The organism is Trabulsiella guamensis ATCC 49490 (genome assembly GCF_000734965.1).
GTDB classification, from domain to species: domain Bacteria; phylum Pseudomonadota; class Gammaproteobacteria; order Enterobacterales; family Enterobacteriaceae; genus Trabulsiella; species Trabulsiella guamensis.
The window spans coordinates 1-13862 of sequence record NZ_JMTB01000058.1 but is presented as its reverse complement, the minus strand read 5'-3'; the positions used below and the strand labels follow the sequence as shown (position 1 = coordinate 13862).

The following is a 13862-nucleotide window of genomic DNA, read 5'->3' as shown; positions in this document are numbered from 1 at the left end:
ATGAGTCTGAATTTCCTTGATTTCGAACAGCCGATCGCCGAGCTGGAAGCGAAAATCGATTCCCTGACAGCAGTAAGCCGTCAGGATGAGAAACTGGATATTAACATCGATGAAGAAGTGCATCGTCTGCGTGAAAAAAGCGTAGAACTGACGCGCAAAATCTTCGCCGATCTTGGTGCATGGCAGGTAGCCCAGCTGGCGCGCCATCCACAACGCCCATATACCCTGGATTATGTCCGCCTAGCGTTCGACGAATTCGACGAGCTGGCCGGTGACCGCGCTTACGCCGACGACAAAGCGATTGTCGGCGGGATTGCGCGTCTGGACGGGCGTCCGGTGATGATCATTGGTCATCAGAAAGGTCGCGAAACCAAAGAGAAAATTCGTCGTAACTTTGGTATGCCGGCACCGGAAGGTTACCGTAAAGCGCTGCGCCTGATGCAAATGGCTGAACGCTTCAACATGCCGATCATCACTTTCATCGACACCCCGGGCGCTTATCCTGGTGTGGGCGCGGAAGAGCGTGGGCAGTCTGAAGCAATCGCCCGTAACCTGCGTGAAATGTCGCGCCTGAAAGTACCGACCATCTGTACCGTTATCGGTGAAGGCGGCTCCGGCGGCGCACTGGCGATTGGCGTGGGTGACAAAGTGAACATGCTGCAGTACAGCACCTACTCGGTGATCTCGCCAGAAGGCTGCGCGTCAATTCTGTGGAAAAGCGCTGACAAAGCACCGCTGGCCGCAGAAGCGATGGGCATTATCGCCCCACGTCTGAAAGAGCTGAAGCTGATCGATTCCATCATTCCGGAACCGCTGGGTGGCGCACACCGCAACCCGGAAGCGATCGCGGCGAGTCTGAAAGCGCAGCTGCTGGCTGATCTCGCTGATCTCGACGTGTTGAGCAAAGAAGACCTGCTTAACCGCCGCTATCAACGCCTGATGAGCTACGGTTACGCATAACCGACAGAGCCTTCCGAAAAGCCGCACCCCTGTGCGGCTTTTTTTATGTCTGCGATGCAGCCAGGCTATGATTAGCTAAAGGTTTTCCAGGAGGAATACGTGAATATTATTGCCATCATGGGACCTCACGGGGTCTACCACAAAGACGAGCCGATCAAAGAACTGGAAGCGGCGCTGGCGCGGCAGGGATTCAAAACCATCTGGCCGCAAAACAGCGCGGATCTGATTAAGTTTATTGAGCATAATCCACGTATTTGCGGCGTGATCTTCGACTGGGATGAATACAGCGTCGATCTGTGCAGTGAGATAAACCAACTGAATGAATATCTCCCGCTCTATGCTTTTATCGATACTCACTCGACGATGGACGTCTCGGTCCATGACATGCGCATGGCGTTGTGGTTCTTTGAGTATGCGCTGGGTCAGGCGGAAGACATCGCCACCCGCATCCGGCAGTACACTGGTGAGTATCTGGATAACATCACGCCGCCATTTACCCGCGCGCTGTTCACGTATGTGAAAGAGGGCAAATACACCTTCTGCACGCCAGGGCATATGGGCGGTACGGCCTATCAGAAAAGCCCCGTAGGCTGCCTGTTTTATGATTTTTTCGGCGGGAATACACTGAAAGCAGATGTGTCGATTTCGGTAACGGAACTGGGCTCGCTGCTTGATCACACTGGTCCGCATCTCGAAGCGGAAGAGTATATCGCCCGCACGTTCGGTGCGGAGCAGAGTTACATGGTGACCAATGGTACTTCCACCTCGAACAAGATCATCGGCATGTATGCCGCGCCGGCGGGCAGTACGCTGCTTGTCGACCGCAACTGCCACAAATCGCTGGCGCATCTGCTGATGATGAGCGATGTCGTGCCGCTGTGGTTAAAGCCCACACGCAATGCGCTGGGGATCCTGGGTGGCATTCCGCGGCGCGAATTCACCCGTGATAGCCTCGCGCAAAAAGTGGCGACCACGCCACAGGCGCAGTGGCCAGTGCATGCGGTGATCACCAATTCGACCTATGACGGCCTGTTATACAACACCACCTGGATTAAACAGACGCTGGATGTCCCTTCCATTCATTTTGATTCCGCCTGGGTGCCCTATACGCATTTTCATCCGATTTATCAGGGAAAAAGCGGGATGAGCGGTGACCGGGTGCCGGGCAAAGTGATTTATGAGACGCAATCAACGCACAAGATGCTCGCAGCGTTGTCGCAGGCTTCGCTGATTCATATCAAAGGGGATTATGACGAAGAGACGTTTAACGAAGCATTTATGATGCATACCTCAACGTCGCCGAGTTATCCCATTGTCGCCTCGATTGAAACGGCGGCGGCGATGCTGCGAGGAAACTCTGGCAAGCGGCTGATTCATCGCTCGGTCGAGCGCGCGCTGCACTTCCGTAAAGAGGTTCAGCGACTGAGAGAAGAATCAGACGGCTGGTTCTTTGATATCTGGCAGCCAGAAGCGGTCGACGAAGCGGAGTGCTGGCCGGTGGCACCTGGTGAAGACTGGCACGGTTTTGCCGATGCCGACGCTGACCATATGTTTCTCGACCCGGTAAAAGTCACCATCCTCACGCCGGGCATGGATGAGCAGGGCAAGATGAGCGATGAGGGGATCCCGGCGGCGCTGGTGGCGAAATTCCTCGACGAACGCGGCGTGGTGGTGGAAAAAACCGGACCCTACAACCTGCTGTTCTTGTTCAGCATCGGCATTGATAAAACCCGGGCAATGGGGCTGTTGCGAGGGCTGACGGAATTTAAACGCGCTTACGATCTCAATTTGCGCGTCAAAAATATGCTACCTGATCTCTATGCTGAAGATCCTGACTTCTACCGCAACATGCGTATTCAGGATCTGGCTCAGGGGATCCACTCGTTGATCCGCCAGCATCAGCTTTCGCACCTGATGCTGCGCGCATTTGATGTGCTCCCGCAGATGGTCATGACGCCCCATCAGGCGTGGCAACGGCAGATCAAAGGCGAAGTGGAAACCATCGAACTCGAACATCTGGTGGGCCGCGTTTCGGCGAATATGATCCTGCCTTATCCGCCGGGCGTGCCGTTGCTGATGCCGGGTGAGATGATTACCGAAGAGAGTCGGTCGGTGCTCGACTTCCTGCTGATGCTGTGTTCCATCGGGCATCACTATCCCGGGTTTGAAACCGACATCCATGGCGCGCGTCGTGGTGAGGACGGTATCTATCGGGTACGAGTCTTAAAAAATGACTGAAGGGTTGCGCGTCCTGGTCACGGGCGAGTAACGTGCAGGGATACTTTAAGGAGGATTTCCATGCTGGGTTTAAAACAGGTTCACCATATTGCCATCATTGCGTCGGATTACGCGAAGAGCAAAGCGTTCTACTGCGACATTCTCGGTTTTACTCTGCAGAGTGAAGCGTATCGCGAAGCGCGCGACTCATGGAAAGGCGATCTGGCGCTGAACGGGCAATATGTGATTGAACTGTTCTCCTTTCCGTTTCCGCCAGCGCGCCCGAGTCGCCCGGAAGCCTGCGGATTGCGCCATCTGGCGTTTAGCGTGGAGGATATCGATCAGGCTGTCGCTCACCTCGAGGGTAAAGGCGTGCGCTGCGAAGCGATTCGCGTCGATCCTTTTACCGATAAGCGCTTTACCTTTTTCAATGACCCGGACGGTCTGCCGCTGGAACTCTATCAGCAATAACGCTTGTCATCACAGACTTAGCCCGGTAACGTGCCGGGTTAGGCTTCTTTAATGCAATACCATCATGACAACCCCGGCAATCGCTCAATTTCTCTCTCCCTGGCGCCGTTTCCTGGTCGCGTTTAGCGGTGGGCTTGACTCTACCGTGCTGCTGCATCAGCTGATGTGCTGGCGGCAGGAGAACCCGGATATCCAGTTGCGCGCGATTCATATTCATCACGGCCTTAGCGCGAATGCTGATGACTGGGTGACACATTGCCAGCAGCTTTGTGCGCAGTGGGCGATCCCGCTGGAGGTAGTCCGCGTCACACTGGTGGATGAAGGAAAGGGAACGGAGGCGCATGCGCGACTGGCGCGTTACACCGCTTTTCGTGAGGCGCTGGCGCCTGGTGAAGTACTGGTCACGGCACAGCATCTGAACGATCAGTGTGAAACTTTTTTGCTGGCGTTAAAGCGCGGCAGCGGGCCGGCGGGATTATCGGCGATGCCTGCCGCAGCGGACTTTGCCGGAACGAAACTACTGCGCCCGTTACTGAATACCTCCCGCGCAACGCTGTTGCAATGGGCACAGGATCATGCGCTGAGCTGGATTGAAGACGAATCGAATCAGGATGATAGCTACGACCGTAATTTTCTGCGTCTGCGTGTGGTGCCTGCGCTTACTGAGCGCTGGCCGCATTTTGCCGATGCGGTGGCGCGTAGTGCGCAACTGTGTGGCGAGCAGGAAAAATTGCTGGATGAGTTGCTGACCGATGAACTGGCGACGCTGACGGACAGCGAAGGCGCGCTTGCCATCGCGCCACTGGAGCGCGTCAGTGAGGTACGCCGCGCGGCGCTGTTGCGGCGCTGGCTGGCGCAACAGCAGGCGCCGATGCCATCCAGAGAGCAACTGCAACGGCTCTGGGGTGAAGTGGCGCAAGCCCGCGAGGACGCGAACCCCAGCCTGCGGTTTGGCGAGTTTGAAATACGTCGTTTCCGGCAGCGCCTGTGGTGGCTGAAGTCTCATGTCAGTCAGACGGACTGCGTGCTTGCCTGGCCGTCGCCGTCATCAGTACTCACGCTACCGGATAATCTCGGTCAGTTGCGACTGACGCCGGGGGGGGCGATTCGCGCGCCAGCGGACGATGAAATCGTCAGCGTGCGGTTTAAAGCACCAGGCATGCTGCGCATCGCGGGGCGCAACGGGCGTCGTAAGTTGAAAAAAATCTGGCAGGAGCTGGGCGTTGCGCCCTGGCTGCGGGACACAACGCCGCTGCTGTTTTATGGTGAGGAATTGATTGCAGCGGCGGGGCAGTTTGTGACACAGGACGGTCTGACAGACGAGGGAAATGGCGTACAACTGGAATGGATAAAAAACGGGCAGTTGCCTGCCCGTTCATAAATTACGACTCGCTGACTACAACGGTGCCGATTTCCGGATGACTGAAGCTGGCGATTTTATCAAGACGTAGCTCCCGGGTTTCACCGGAGACGTCGACGACCAGATACTCCACGTTTTTGCGTGATAGCAGGTCACTGGCCTTCGCTTTCAGGACTTCACCATCTTTCAGCTCCAGCGTCAGGATAAGATGATGCTGGCAGGCGAGTTCGAGATTGTCATAGTCATCACAATTGATGGGTTGATAAGTATCATTCATTGACATAATCGCTCACCAGTAAGTTCGCAGCGGCATAGGCTGCTTTTTCCCTGACCGACTCTGAAATGGCATGATCAGATGCAACATCGTTCAATGCCTTCAGCACACAACCCAGCGCATCCGGGATATACCCTAAATCTCCGCTGGCAATTTCCGCATATCTCGCGCGTATTAACTCACAATACTTTTCCACATGCCCTCCTGTCAGCGTTCTGACTTAACCGTGGGATGCAAGTTTAAGCCTACGAAGATAAACTCTGTTTAGCAAGGTGACTATACCATACCCATCAAAGCAATATCAGCAGGATGAGCGTTAACTCCGCGAATTCGTGACAGCCTTTTGTCACGGATTTCGTTACAATAACCGCCAATTTTGCAGGAGTGACCTCATGGCGCTGAAAGCGACAATTTATAAGGCGACAGTGAACGTTGCCGACCTCGACCGTAATCAGTTTCTGGATGCTAACCTGACGCTGGCGCGTCACCCTTCGGAAACCGAAGAGCGAATGATGCTGCGCCTGCTGGCGTGGCTCAAATATGCTGATGAGCGGTTGCAGTTCACACGCGGGTTAAGTGCAGATGATGAACCGGAGCTCTGGCTGTTAAACGATCACTTAGCGATTGATTTATGGATTGAACTGGGGCTGCCGGACGAACGCCGTATCAAAAAAGCCTGCTCCCGTTCGCAGTCGGTGGCGCTGTTCACCTATAACAGCCGCGCGGCGGAAGTCTGGTGGCAGCAGAATCAGGCAAAGATGGCCTCGTTCGATAATCTGTCGATCTGGTATCTCGATGACGCCCAGTTAGCGCAACTGAGTGCCTTTGCCGCACGTACCATGACGTTGCAGGCGACGCTGCAGGATGGCGCCATCTGGTTGTCGGATGATCAGAATAATCTGGAAATTCATTTAACCCCCTGGCAACAGCAGGCATGATCACCCTCTCGCGGAATGTCTCCCTGGCTGACGATGAAGTGGTAATTACGGCGATCCGTGCGCAGGGCGCGGGCGGACAGCATGTTAACAAAGCCTCAACGGCCATACATTTGCGCTTTGACATTCGGGCCTCAAGCCTGCCAGAGTACTACAAGGAGCGCCTGCTGACCGCCAGCCATCATTTAATTTCTGAAGATGGCGTGATCGTGATAAAGGCGCAGGAATACCGCAGCCAGGAGATGAATCGGGAAGCCGCACTGGCTCGCCTGGTGAGCGTCATAAAAGAATTAACCGCCGTGCAGAAGCATCGTAAATCAACCCGGCCTACAAAAGCGTCGAAAGAACGCAGACTGGCCTCAAAGGCTCAGAAATCCTCGGTGAAAGCGCTGCGCGGAAAGGTTCGTCACACCTCGTCGTGACGAAGAAAATCATTGAGAATAAGGAATTCAAGGTGAAGAAAGCGATATTAACAGTGGCGGCAGCGTGCACGCTCTTTGCACTCATTGGTTGTAATAACCGTGCTGAAGTGGATACAGTGCTGGCGCCGCAGTCGGAAGAGTTAACCCCGATGCACCAAAGCTGGCGTGGCGTATTACCTTGTGCGGATTGCGAAGGTATTGAAACGTCGCTGTTCCTGGAAAAAGACGGCACCTGGGTGATGAACGAACGTTATCAGGGGGTGCAGCACGAACCGTCTTCGTTTGCATCATATGGTACCTGGGCGCGCACGGCGGATAAGCTGGTGCTGACCAACAGCGAAGGGGAGAAGTCCTACTATCGTGCAAAGGGCAATAAACTGGAAATGCTCGATCGCGACGGCAACCCGATCGAATCGACGCTGAATTATACGCTTGAACCCGTAAAGGCAAGCCTGCCGACGACGCCGATGGCGATGCGTGGAATGTATTTTTATATGGCTGACGCCGCCATCTTTACTGATTGTGTAACGGGTCAGCGCGTCGCGGTAGCCAATAACGCCCAACTGGAACGAGATTATGCTGTTGCACGGGGTACCGAAACAAAACCTATTTTGCTGGTGGTCGAAGGGCATTTCACCCTTGAGCCAAATCCGGATACCGGTGAAATGACCAAAACGCTGATGGCGGATAAAGGGTCAAAATTTATTCCCGGCAAAGACTGTAACGAGTAATAAAAAAGCCTCGCGATTGTGAGGCTTTTTTTATGGGCTTAGCCCTTAATGGCAGTAACCAGGTAATTGAGAATATCGCCGGTTTTAATCAGCTGTTTCTCACCTGAACGACGGTATTTATATTCGATATCGTCGTTGTCGAGGTTACGGTCACCAATCACAATAGTGTGAGGAATGCCAATCAGTTCCATATCAGCGAACATTACGCCCGGACGCTCTTTACGATCATCCATCAGCACTTCAATACCCTGCGCGCGCAGCTCGTTATACAGTTTTTCCGCCAGCTCCTGGACGCGGTAGGATTTATGCATGTTCATCGGCAGGATCGCGACCTGGAACGGCGCAATGGCGTCCGGCCAGACGATACCGCGTTCATCGTTGTTCTGTTCGATCGCCGCGGCAACCACACGCGTCACACCGATGCCATAGCAACCCATCGTCAGGATCTGGTTGCGTCCATCTTCACCCTGCACGGCAGCATTCAGCGCCTGAGAGTATTTGGTGCCAAGCTGGAAGATGTGACCCACTTCGATACCACGTTTGATGAGCAGCGTGCCCTGACCGTCCGGGCTCGGATCGCCTGCAACAACGTTACGGATGTCGGCCACTTCTGGCGTCGCGACGTCGCGATCCCAGTTGATGCCGAAGTAGTGTTTGCCATCAATGTTAGCACCAGCGCCAAAATCACTCATTGCCGCCACGGTGCGATCGATCACCACCGGAACCGGCATATTCACCGGGCCAAGGGAGCCAGGACCCGCATTCACCACCGCGCGGATTTCCGCTTCGGTAGCGAAGGTCAGCGGGCTTGCCACCTGCGGCAGCTTCTCTGCTTTGACTTCGTTCAGTTCGTGATCGCCGCGCACCAGCAGCGCAATCAGCGGATATTCGCTGCCTTCGACGGTTTTCACCAACAGGGTTTTAACGGTTTTCTCAATCGGCAGATTGAACTGCTCAACCAGCTCGGCGATGGTTTTCGCGTTCGGCGTATCAACCAGCGTCATTTCCTGTGTTGCCGCGGCACGCGGGGTTTTCGGCGCGAGCGCTTCTGCGAATTCGATGTTAGCAGCATAATCAGAGCTGTCGGAGAAGATCACATCATCTTCACCGCTCTGCGCCAGGACCTGGAATTCATGAGAGGCGCTACCACCGATGGAGCCGGTATCAGCCTGTACTGCGCGGAAATCCAGTCCCATGCGGGAGAAGATTTTGCTGTAGGCGGCATACATCGCATCGTAGGTTTCCTGCAGTGATTCCTGTGATGTATGGAAAGAGTAGGCATCTTTCATCAGGAATTCGCGGGAACGCATTACGCCAAAACGCGGGCGCACTTCGTCACGGAACTTGGTCTGGATCTGGAAGAAGTTCAGCGGCAGCTGTTTGTAAGAGTTCAGCTCGTTACGGATCAGATCGGTGATCACCTCTTCATGGGTCGGGCCGAGGACGAACGGACGATCACCACGATCAACAAAGCGCAGCAGCTCCGGGCCATACTGCTCCCAACGACCGCTCTCCTGCCACAGGTCAGCGGGCTGAACCACTGGCATAGACACCTCAATCGCACCGGCGTTGTTCATCTCTTCACGCACGATGTTTTCGACTTTTTTCAGGACGCGCAAGCCGGTTGGCAGCCAGGTATATAACCCGGAGGCCAGCTTGCGGATCATCCCGGCGCGCAGCATCAGCTGATGACTGATGACTTCGGCGTCGGCAGGTGTCTCCTTCAGAGTGGAGAGCAGATATTGGCTAGTACGCATGTTGTTACGATTCCATTTGGACGATTGGAACAGACTCAGGGCGAGCCTGATTCAAAAAAGTGGTTTAGTTTACCAGTGTGGCAAAGATGCCAAAAGAGAGGAAAAATAAAATTAGCGCGGTTCCAGCGCAAAGACTTCGAATCCGTCACCGTTTACGCGCCAGCGGACGTTGAAATCCAGCAGCCAGACGGCATAGGTTTTCCCGCTTTCTTCCTCTTTTCGATACGCCGGACGCGGATCCTGGGCCAGAACGTCGCAAATGAATGTTTTCAACTGCGGATACCGCTTTTCCAGCTGCAATAATTGTGCTTCAACGTCGTCGGTAAAGCTGACCGACATGCTGGCCTGCGGCGCCTGTTGCGCGTAGCTGGCGGTAGCGTCCGGCAGCGCTTCAGCAAAAGGCAGGTACGGTTTAATGTCAACGACCGGTGTGCCGTCCACCAGATCCAGACTGCCCAGTTGCAGGATCACCTGATCTTGCTGACAGCGAATGCCTTTCAGTTCAACCAGCGACATGCCGATCGGATTCGGGCGGAAGGTGGAACGCGTGGCAAAAACCCCCATGCGGGCATTGCCGCCAAGACGCGGCGGCCTGACGGTAGGACGCCAGCCGCCGTCCATCGTCTGATGAAAAACAAACAACACCCACAAATGGCTGAAGCCTTCAAGACCTCGAACGGCTTCGGCCTGGTTGTAGGGAGGAAGCAAATGAAGTTCGCCACCCTGGCTTTTTACCAGCCCCGGCTGGCGGGGAACGGCAAACTTCTCTTTATAGGGAGAGCGAATGACGCCTATTTGCGCAAACTGAAACGCACTCATTTCGCCGAAACGTTGAGGGCCGAACCGATGCATACCGCCTGACGATAGCAACCCGGTGTCCCGCTGGTGACTTCACAGCTGTGCAGCAGAACGGCATTCGCTTTCATTTTTGAAGCGTTAATCTGCATACGTTTCCGTGCTGTCGGAATGTTTGGCGGAGAGTCCTGATTGGATGCCTGGCAGGAGTCACCAGAGACTTCACCCAGCTCGCGGAAAGGTTTACCGAGCAGATCTTCTGCTTTGGTATAGATTTTTACCGGAACAGGACGTGGCGCTTTGGGTTTGACGGTTTCCGTTTTAGGCGGCGTTGCGGTGCTTTGTACGGGTTCGACAGGAGATCTGCTTAGCATGGAACAGCCGCTTAACATGAGTGCCAGTAAACAGATCGGTAAAGCACGCATAATATTTCCTCAATGAATGGTAAACCAGACAGTTATTGAATCAGGTGCTGGTCAAAATGACAAGACGGGCATAAGCCCGTCCTGAATGATATTAACTGGGGAAGGAGATTACCAGCCTTTCACTGCACCGCCATTAAAGATTTTATCGGCTGCAGTGGCCACTTCGTCAGACTGATACGCTTCAACGAATTTCTTCACGTTTTCGGCGTCTTTGTTATCTTCGCGGGAAACGATCAGGTTAACGTACGGAGACTCTTTATCTTCAACAAAGATGCCGTCTTTTGCCGGGGTCAGGTTGATTTGGCTGGCGTAAGTGGTGTTGATAACGGCCAGCGCGATCTGCGCGTCGTCCAGAGAACGCGGCAGTTGCGGCGCTTCCAGCTCAACAATCTTCAGGTTTTTCGGGTTCTGCTCGATATCCAGTACGGTCGGCAGCAGGCCAACACCATCTTTCAGTTTGATCAGACCGACTTTCTGCAGCAGCAACAGGGAACGGCCAAGGTTGGTCGGATCGTTCGGAACAGCAACCTGGGAGCCCGGCTGCAGCTCGTCCAGCGTTTTGATTTTCTTGGAGTAGCCGGCGATCGGGTACACGAAAGTATTTCCGACCGGTACCAGTTTGTAGCCGCGATCTTTGATCTGCTGATCGAGATACGGTTTGTGCTGGAAGGCGTTCGCATCGATATCGCCTTTGCTCAGCGCTTCGTTTGGCAGAACGTAATCGTTAAAGGTTACCAGTTCAACATCCAGACCGTATTTCTCTTTCGCCACTTTCTGCGCGACTTCAGCAACCTGCTGCTCAGCGCCAACAATGATACCTACTTTAATGTGGTTCGGATCTTTTTCATCCTGACCGCAACCCACGAGAGCCAGAGAACCAAGCAGGGCACCCACGGCCGCAAAAGTCTTCAAATTGAACGCCATGTTATTTCCTTTGTATGTTGTGTATTACGTTATTTGTGAGTCACAGTCCGGACGATACGATCGCCGCAGAATTGAATTAAATAAACCAGAACGACTAATAATACCAGTACCGTATTCATCACCGTTGCGTTATAGCCGATATACCCGTACTGATAGCCAATCTGACCGAGACCGCCTGCGCCGACGGCTCCGCCCATCGCTGAATAACCCACCAGTGTGATAAGGGTAATCGTAGCCGCATTCACCAGGCCTGGCAGCGCTTCCGGCAGAAGCACTTTACGTACGATCTGCATCGGCGTGGCGCCCATAGCGCGGGACGCTTCAATCAGCCCGGTAGGAATTTCCAGTAACGCGTTTTCCACCATACGGGCGATAAACGGCGCGGCTCCGACAGTCAGTGGAACAATCGCCGCCTGCAGACCGATGGAAGTGCCGACGATCACCCGGGTAAACGGGATCATCCAGACCAGCAGAATAATAAAAGGAATCGAACGGAAGATATTCACCAGCGCCGAAACGGTACGGTAGATCTTCGCATTTTCCACAATCTGACCCGGACGGGTGACATACAGCAGAACACCAACAGGCAGGCCGAGGACAAATCCGAACAGGCCGGAGACGAAGGTCATCGCCAGCGTTTCCCACACGCCGCGCGCCAGTAACCACATCATTGGCTCAGACATAACCCAGCACCTCTACTTTTACATGGTGTTCCTGCAGCCAGGCAATGGCGGCTTGCGTATCTTGTTGTGTTCCGTGCATTTCAGTCAGCATGATGCCGAACTTCACACCACCTGCGTAATCCATCTGCGCGCTGATGATATTGTTATTCACGTTAAAGCGACGCGCGGTTTCGGAGAGTAGCGGGGCGTCAACAGACTGACCGGTAAATTCCATACGCAACATCGGTACGCTGTCCGACAACGGGAAGTCTTTCAGCCGCGCCAGGTAATCTTCCGGGATGTCCAGATGCAGCGTTGACTGAATGAACTGCTGCGCCAGCGGGGTTTTCGGATGGGAGAATACTTCGCTCACCGTATCCTGCTCAATCAACTGACCATTGCTAATGACCGCAACACAATCGCAGATACGTTTCACCACATCCATTTCATGCGTAATCAACAGGATAGTCAGGCCCAGACGACGGTTGATGTCTTTCAGTAACTCCAGAATAGAACGTGTAGTCGCCGGATCAAGCGCGCTGGTGGCTTCATCGCACAGCAGCACTTTGGGGTTGCTGGCCAGTGCACGCGCAATGGCGACGCGTTGCTTCTGACCGCCCGACAGATTTGCCGGATAGCTATCGTGTTTATCGCTCAGGCCGACCAGATCCAGCAACTCAGTGACGCGACGCTTTATTTCATCTTTTGGGGTGTTATCGAGTTCCAGCGGCAGCGAGACGTTACCAAAAACGGTACGGGACGCGAGCAGGTTAAAGTGCTGGAAAATCATGCCGATCTGGCGACGTGCTTTGGTCAGTGCGGATTCTGAGAGCGTCGTCAACTCCTGGCCGTCAACCAGTACGCTGCCCTGAGTCGGGCGCTCCAGCAGATTCACACAGCGAATCAACGTACTTTTACCCGCACCGGAGGCGCCAATGACGCCATAGATTTGCCCGGCAGGTACATGCAGGCTGACATCATTGAGAGCCTGAATTGTACGGTTTCCCTGCTGGAACACTTTGGTGATATTCGAAAGTTTAATCATTAGGTATTTATTATCATTTAAATGTTAGCCGTGGCATTTTTTACTGCCGGACGTGCACGATGGCCGTCAATGAAATGGATGTTAAGGCATCCAGACGTCTAAATCAATCCGGCTTTCAATAATGAGCACTTTCTTGCGTGACGAAACATGCGATACTAGCGGCACAGGCTATATTCAGGAGCTCATCGTGGCAAAGTCAGTACCCGCAGTTTTTCTCGATCGTGATGGCACGATAAATGTTGATCATGGTTATGTGCATGAAATCGATGATTTTGAATTTATTGATGGCGTTATTGATGCCATGCGTGAACTCAAAGAGATGGGTTTTGCTCTGGTGCTGGTGACCAACCAGTCCGGGATTGCGCGCGGCAAATTTACCGAAGCGCAGTTTGAAACACTTACCGAGTGGATGGACTGGTCGTTGGCCGACCGCGGTGTCGATCTGGATGGTATTTACTATTGTCCGCATCATCCGCAAGGAAGCATTGAGGAGTTCCGCCAGGTGTGTGATTGCCGCAAACCGCATCCTGGCATGCTGATCTCTGCGCGTGATTATCTGCACATTGATATGGCGGCCTCTTACATGGTTGGCGACAAGCTGGAAGATATGCAAGCCGCAACCGCAGCAGAGGTCGGCACTAAAGTGCTCGTGCGAACCGGTAAGCCAGTGACCGAAGAGGCTGAAAAAGCAGCCGATTGGGTGATTAATAGTCTCGCCGATCTGCCTGCCGCGATCAAAAAGCAGAAATAATCAGCGTTATGACGAAAAGATGAGCGGTTGAAATAAAAATGAATTTTTCCGCTTGTCATTCCTCGCAAGCCCCCTATAATGCGCCTCCATCGACACGGCGCTGATGACAAACATCACACAGCGATGGTGAGTC

General features: G+C 53.9%; 16 protein-coding genes. 8 read left to right on the top strand and 8 right to left on the bottom strand.

Going from position 1 to position 13862, the window contains the following annotated elements; all coding sequences use genetic code 11:
- The 4 genes from accA to tilS all read left to right on the top strand — a co-directional run bounded on the left by accA (nt 1) and on the right by tilS (nt 5029).
- Nucleotides 1-960, top strand: a complete 960-nt coding sequence (gene accA / locus GTGU_RS07655; RefSeq protein ID WP_038155513.1) for an acetyl-CoA carboxylase carboxyl transferase subunit alpha — start codon at nt 1-3, stop codon at nt 958-960.
- 99 nt (nt 961-1059) lie between these two features.
- On the top strand, nt 1060-3198 hold the full coding sequence (gene ldcC, locus GTGU_RS07650; RefSeq protein WP_038155510.1) for a lysine decarboxylase LdcC: 2139 nt from the start codon (nt 1060-1062) through the stop codon (nt 3196-3198).
- Between the two features lie 60 nt (nt 3199-3258).
- Nucleotides 3259-3648, top strand: a complete 390-nt coding sequence (locus tag GTGU_RS07645) for a VOC family protein (RefSeq protein ID WP_038155509.1) — start codon at nt 3259-3261, stop codon at nt 3646-3648.
- Nucleotides 3649-3712: 64 nt separating this feature from the next.
- Nucleotides 3713-5029, top strand: a complete 1317-nt coding sequence (gene tilS, locus GTGU_RS07640) for a tRNA lysidine(34) synthetase TilS (protein ID WP_038155507.1) — start codon at nt 3713-3715, stop codon at nt 5027-5029.
- A gap of 1 nt (nt 5030) precedes the next feature.
- Here the strand turns inward: tilS and rof are convergent, their stop codons facing one another.
- Both rof and GTGU_RS07630 read right to left on the bottom strand, forming a co-directional pair.
- Nucleotides 5031-5291 carry a Rho-binding antiterminator gene (gene rof, locus GTGU_RS07635; protein ID WP_038155505.1) on the bottom strand — a complete coding sequence of 87 codons (261 nt, stop codon included), beginning with the start codon at nt 5289-5291 and terminating at the stop codon, nt 5031-5033.
- On the bottom strand, nt 5278-5478 hold the full coding sequence (locus GTGU_RS07630) for a YaeP family protein (RefSeq protein WP_038155504.1): 201 nt from the start codon (nt 5476-5478) through the stop codon (nt 5278-5280). The genes rof and GTGU_RS07630 overlap by 14 nt, the downstream gene beginning before the upstream one ends.
- Before the next feature lie 196 nt (nt 5479-5674).
- Here GTGU_RS07630 and GTGU_RS07625 point away from each other — a divergent pair, with 196 nt between their 5' ends.
- Genes GTGU_RS07625 through nlpE form a run of 3 tightly spaced genes read left to right on the top strand, consistent with a single transcriptional unit; the run spans nt 5675 to nt 7370 of the window.
- Entirely contained in the window at nt 5675-6220 is a 546-nt protein-coding gene (locus GTGU_RS07625; RefSeq protein ID WP_038155503.1) for a YaeQ family protein, read from the top strand.
- A complete protein-coding gene (gene arfB, locus GTGU_RS07620) occupies nt 6217-6639 on the top strand; it encodes an alternative ribosome rescue aminoacyl-tRNA hydrolase ArfB (protein WP_038155501.1) in 423 nt (140 codons plus the stop codon). The genes GTGU_RS07625 and arfB overlap by 4 nt, the downstream gene beginning before the upstream one ends.
- Nucleotides 6640-6671: 32 nt before the next feature.
- A complete protein-coding gene (nlpE, locus tag GTGU_RS07615; protein WP_038155499.1) occupies nt 6672-7370 on the top strand; it encodes an envelope stress response activation lipoprotein NlpE in 699 nt (232 codons plus the stop codon).
- A 38-nt stretch (nt 7371-7408) separates the two neighbouring features.
- Here nlpE and proS read toward each other — a convergent pair whose 3' ends face one another.
- From proS to metN, 6 genes are all read right to left on the bottom strand, one after another.
- Nucleotides 7409-9127, bottom strand: a complete 1719-nt coding sequence (proS, locus tag GTGU_RS07610; protein ID WP_038155496.1) for a proline--tRNA ligase — start codon at nt 9125-9127, stop codon at nt 7409-7411.
- A gap of 111 nt (nt 9128-9238) precedes the next feature.
- Nucleotides 9239-9946 carry a tRNA (N6-threonylcarbamoyladenosine(37)-N6)-methyltransferase TrmO gene (gene tsaA / locus GTGU_RS07605; protein ID WP_038155494.1) on the bottom strand — a complete coding sequence of 236 codons (708 nt, stop codon included), beginning with the start codon at nt 9944-9946 and terminating at the stop codon, nt 9239-9241.
- Entirely contained in the window at nt 9943-10347 is a 405-nt protein-coding gene (gene rcsF, locus GTGU_RS07600; RefSeq protein WP_038155493.1) for an Rcs stress response system protein RcsF, read from the bottom strand. Before rcsF ends, tsaA begins: the two co-directional genes overlap by 4 nt.
- 108 nt (nt 10348-10455) lie before the next feature.
- Nucleotides 10456-11271, bottom strand: coding sequence for a MetQ/NlpA family lipoprotein (locus GTGU_RS07595; protein ID WP_038155490.1), 816 nt, complete (start codon nt 11269-11271; stop codon nt 10456-10458).
- A gap of 29 nt (nt 11272-11300) precedes the next feature.
- Nucleotides 11301-11954, bottom strand: a complete 654-nt coding sequence (locus GTGU_RS07590; RefSeq protein WP_038155488.1) for a methionine ABC transporter permease MetI — start codon at nt 11952-11954, stop codon at nt 11301-11303.
- A complete protein-coding gene (gene metN, locus GTGU_RS07585) occupies nt 11947-12978 on the bottom strand; it encodes a methionine ABC transporter ATP-binding protein MetN (protein WP_038155487.1) in 1032 nt (343 codons plus the stop codon). The genes GTGU_RS07590 and metN overlap by 8 nt, the downstream gene beginning before the upstream one ends.
- Nucleotides 12979-13165: 187 nt before the next feature.
- Between metN and gmhB the strand changes: the two genes are divergently transcribed.
- On the top strand, nt 13166-13729 hold the full coding sequence (gmhB, locus tag GTGU_RS07580; RefSeq protein ID WP_038155560.1) for a D-glycero-beta-D-manno-heptose 1,7-bisphosphate 7-phosphatase: 564 nt from the start codon (nt 13166-13168) through the stop codon (nt 13727-13729).
- The last annotated feature ends 133 nt before the right edge of the window (nt 13730-13862 follow it).

Bases quoted from the DNA above. Each gene is read 5' to 3' on its own strand.
- accA (WP_038155513.1), top strand. From the start codon at position 1: ATGAGTCTGAATTTCCTTGATTTCGAACAGCCGATCGCCGAGCTGGAA.
- GTGU_RS07645 (WP_038155509.1), top strand. From the start codon at position 3,259: ATGCTGGGTTTAAAACAGGTTCACCATATTGCCATCATTGCGTCGGAT.
- tilS (WP_038155507.1), top strand. From the start codon at position 3,713: ATGACAACCCCGGCAATCGCTCAATTTCTCTCTCCCTGGCGCCGTTTC.
- rof (WP_038155505.1), bottom strand. From the start codon at position 5,291: ATGTCAATGAATGATACTTATCAACCCATCAATTGTGATGACTATGAC.
- GTGU_RS07625 (WP_038155503.1), top strand. From the start codon at position 5,675: ATGGCGCTGAAAGCGACAATTTATAAGGCGACAGTGAACGTTGCCGAC.
- arfB (WP_038155501.1), top strand. From the start codon at position 6,217: ATGATCACCCTCTCGCGGAATGTCTCCCTGGCTGACGATGAAGTGGTA.
- proS (WP_038155496.1), bottom strand. From the start codon at position 9,127: ATGCGTACTAGCCAATATCTGCTCTCCACTCTGAAGGAGACACCTGCC.
- tsaA (WP_038155494.1), bottom strand. From the start codon at position 9,946: ATGAGTGCGTTTCAGTTTGCGCAAATAGGCGTCATTCGCTCTCCCTAT.
- rcsF (WP_038155493.1), bottom strand. From the start codon at position 10,347: ATGCGTGCTTTACCGATCTGTTTACTGGCACTCATGTTAAGCGGCTGT.
- GTGU_RS07595 (WP_038155490.1), bottom strand. From the start codon at position 11,271: ATGGCGTTCAATTTGAAGACTTTTGCGGCCGTGGGTGCCCTGCTTGGT.
- GTGU_RS07590 (WP_038155488.1), bottom strand. From the start codon at position 11,954: ATGTCTGAGCCAATGATGTGGTTACTGGCGCGCGGCGTGTGGGAAACG.
- metN (WP_038155487.1), bottom strand. From the start codon at position 12,978: ATGATTAAACTTTCGAATATCACCAAAGTGTTCCAGCAGGGAAACCGT.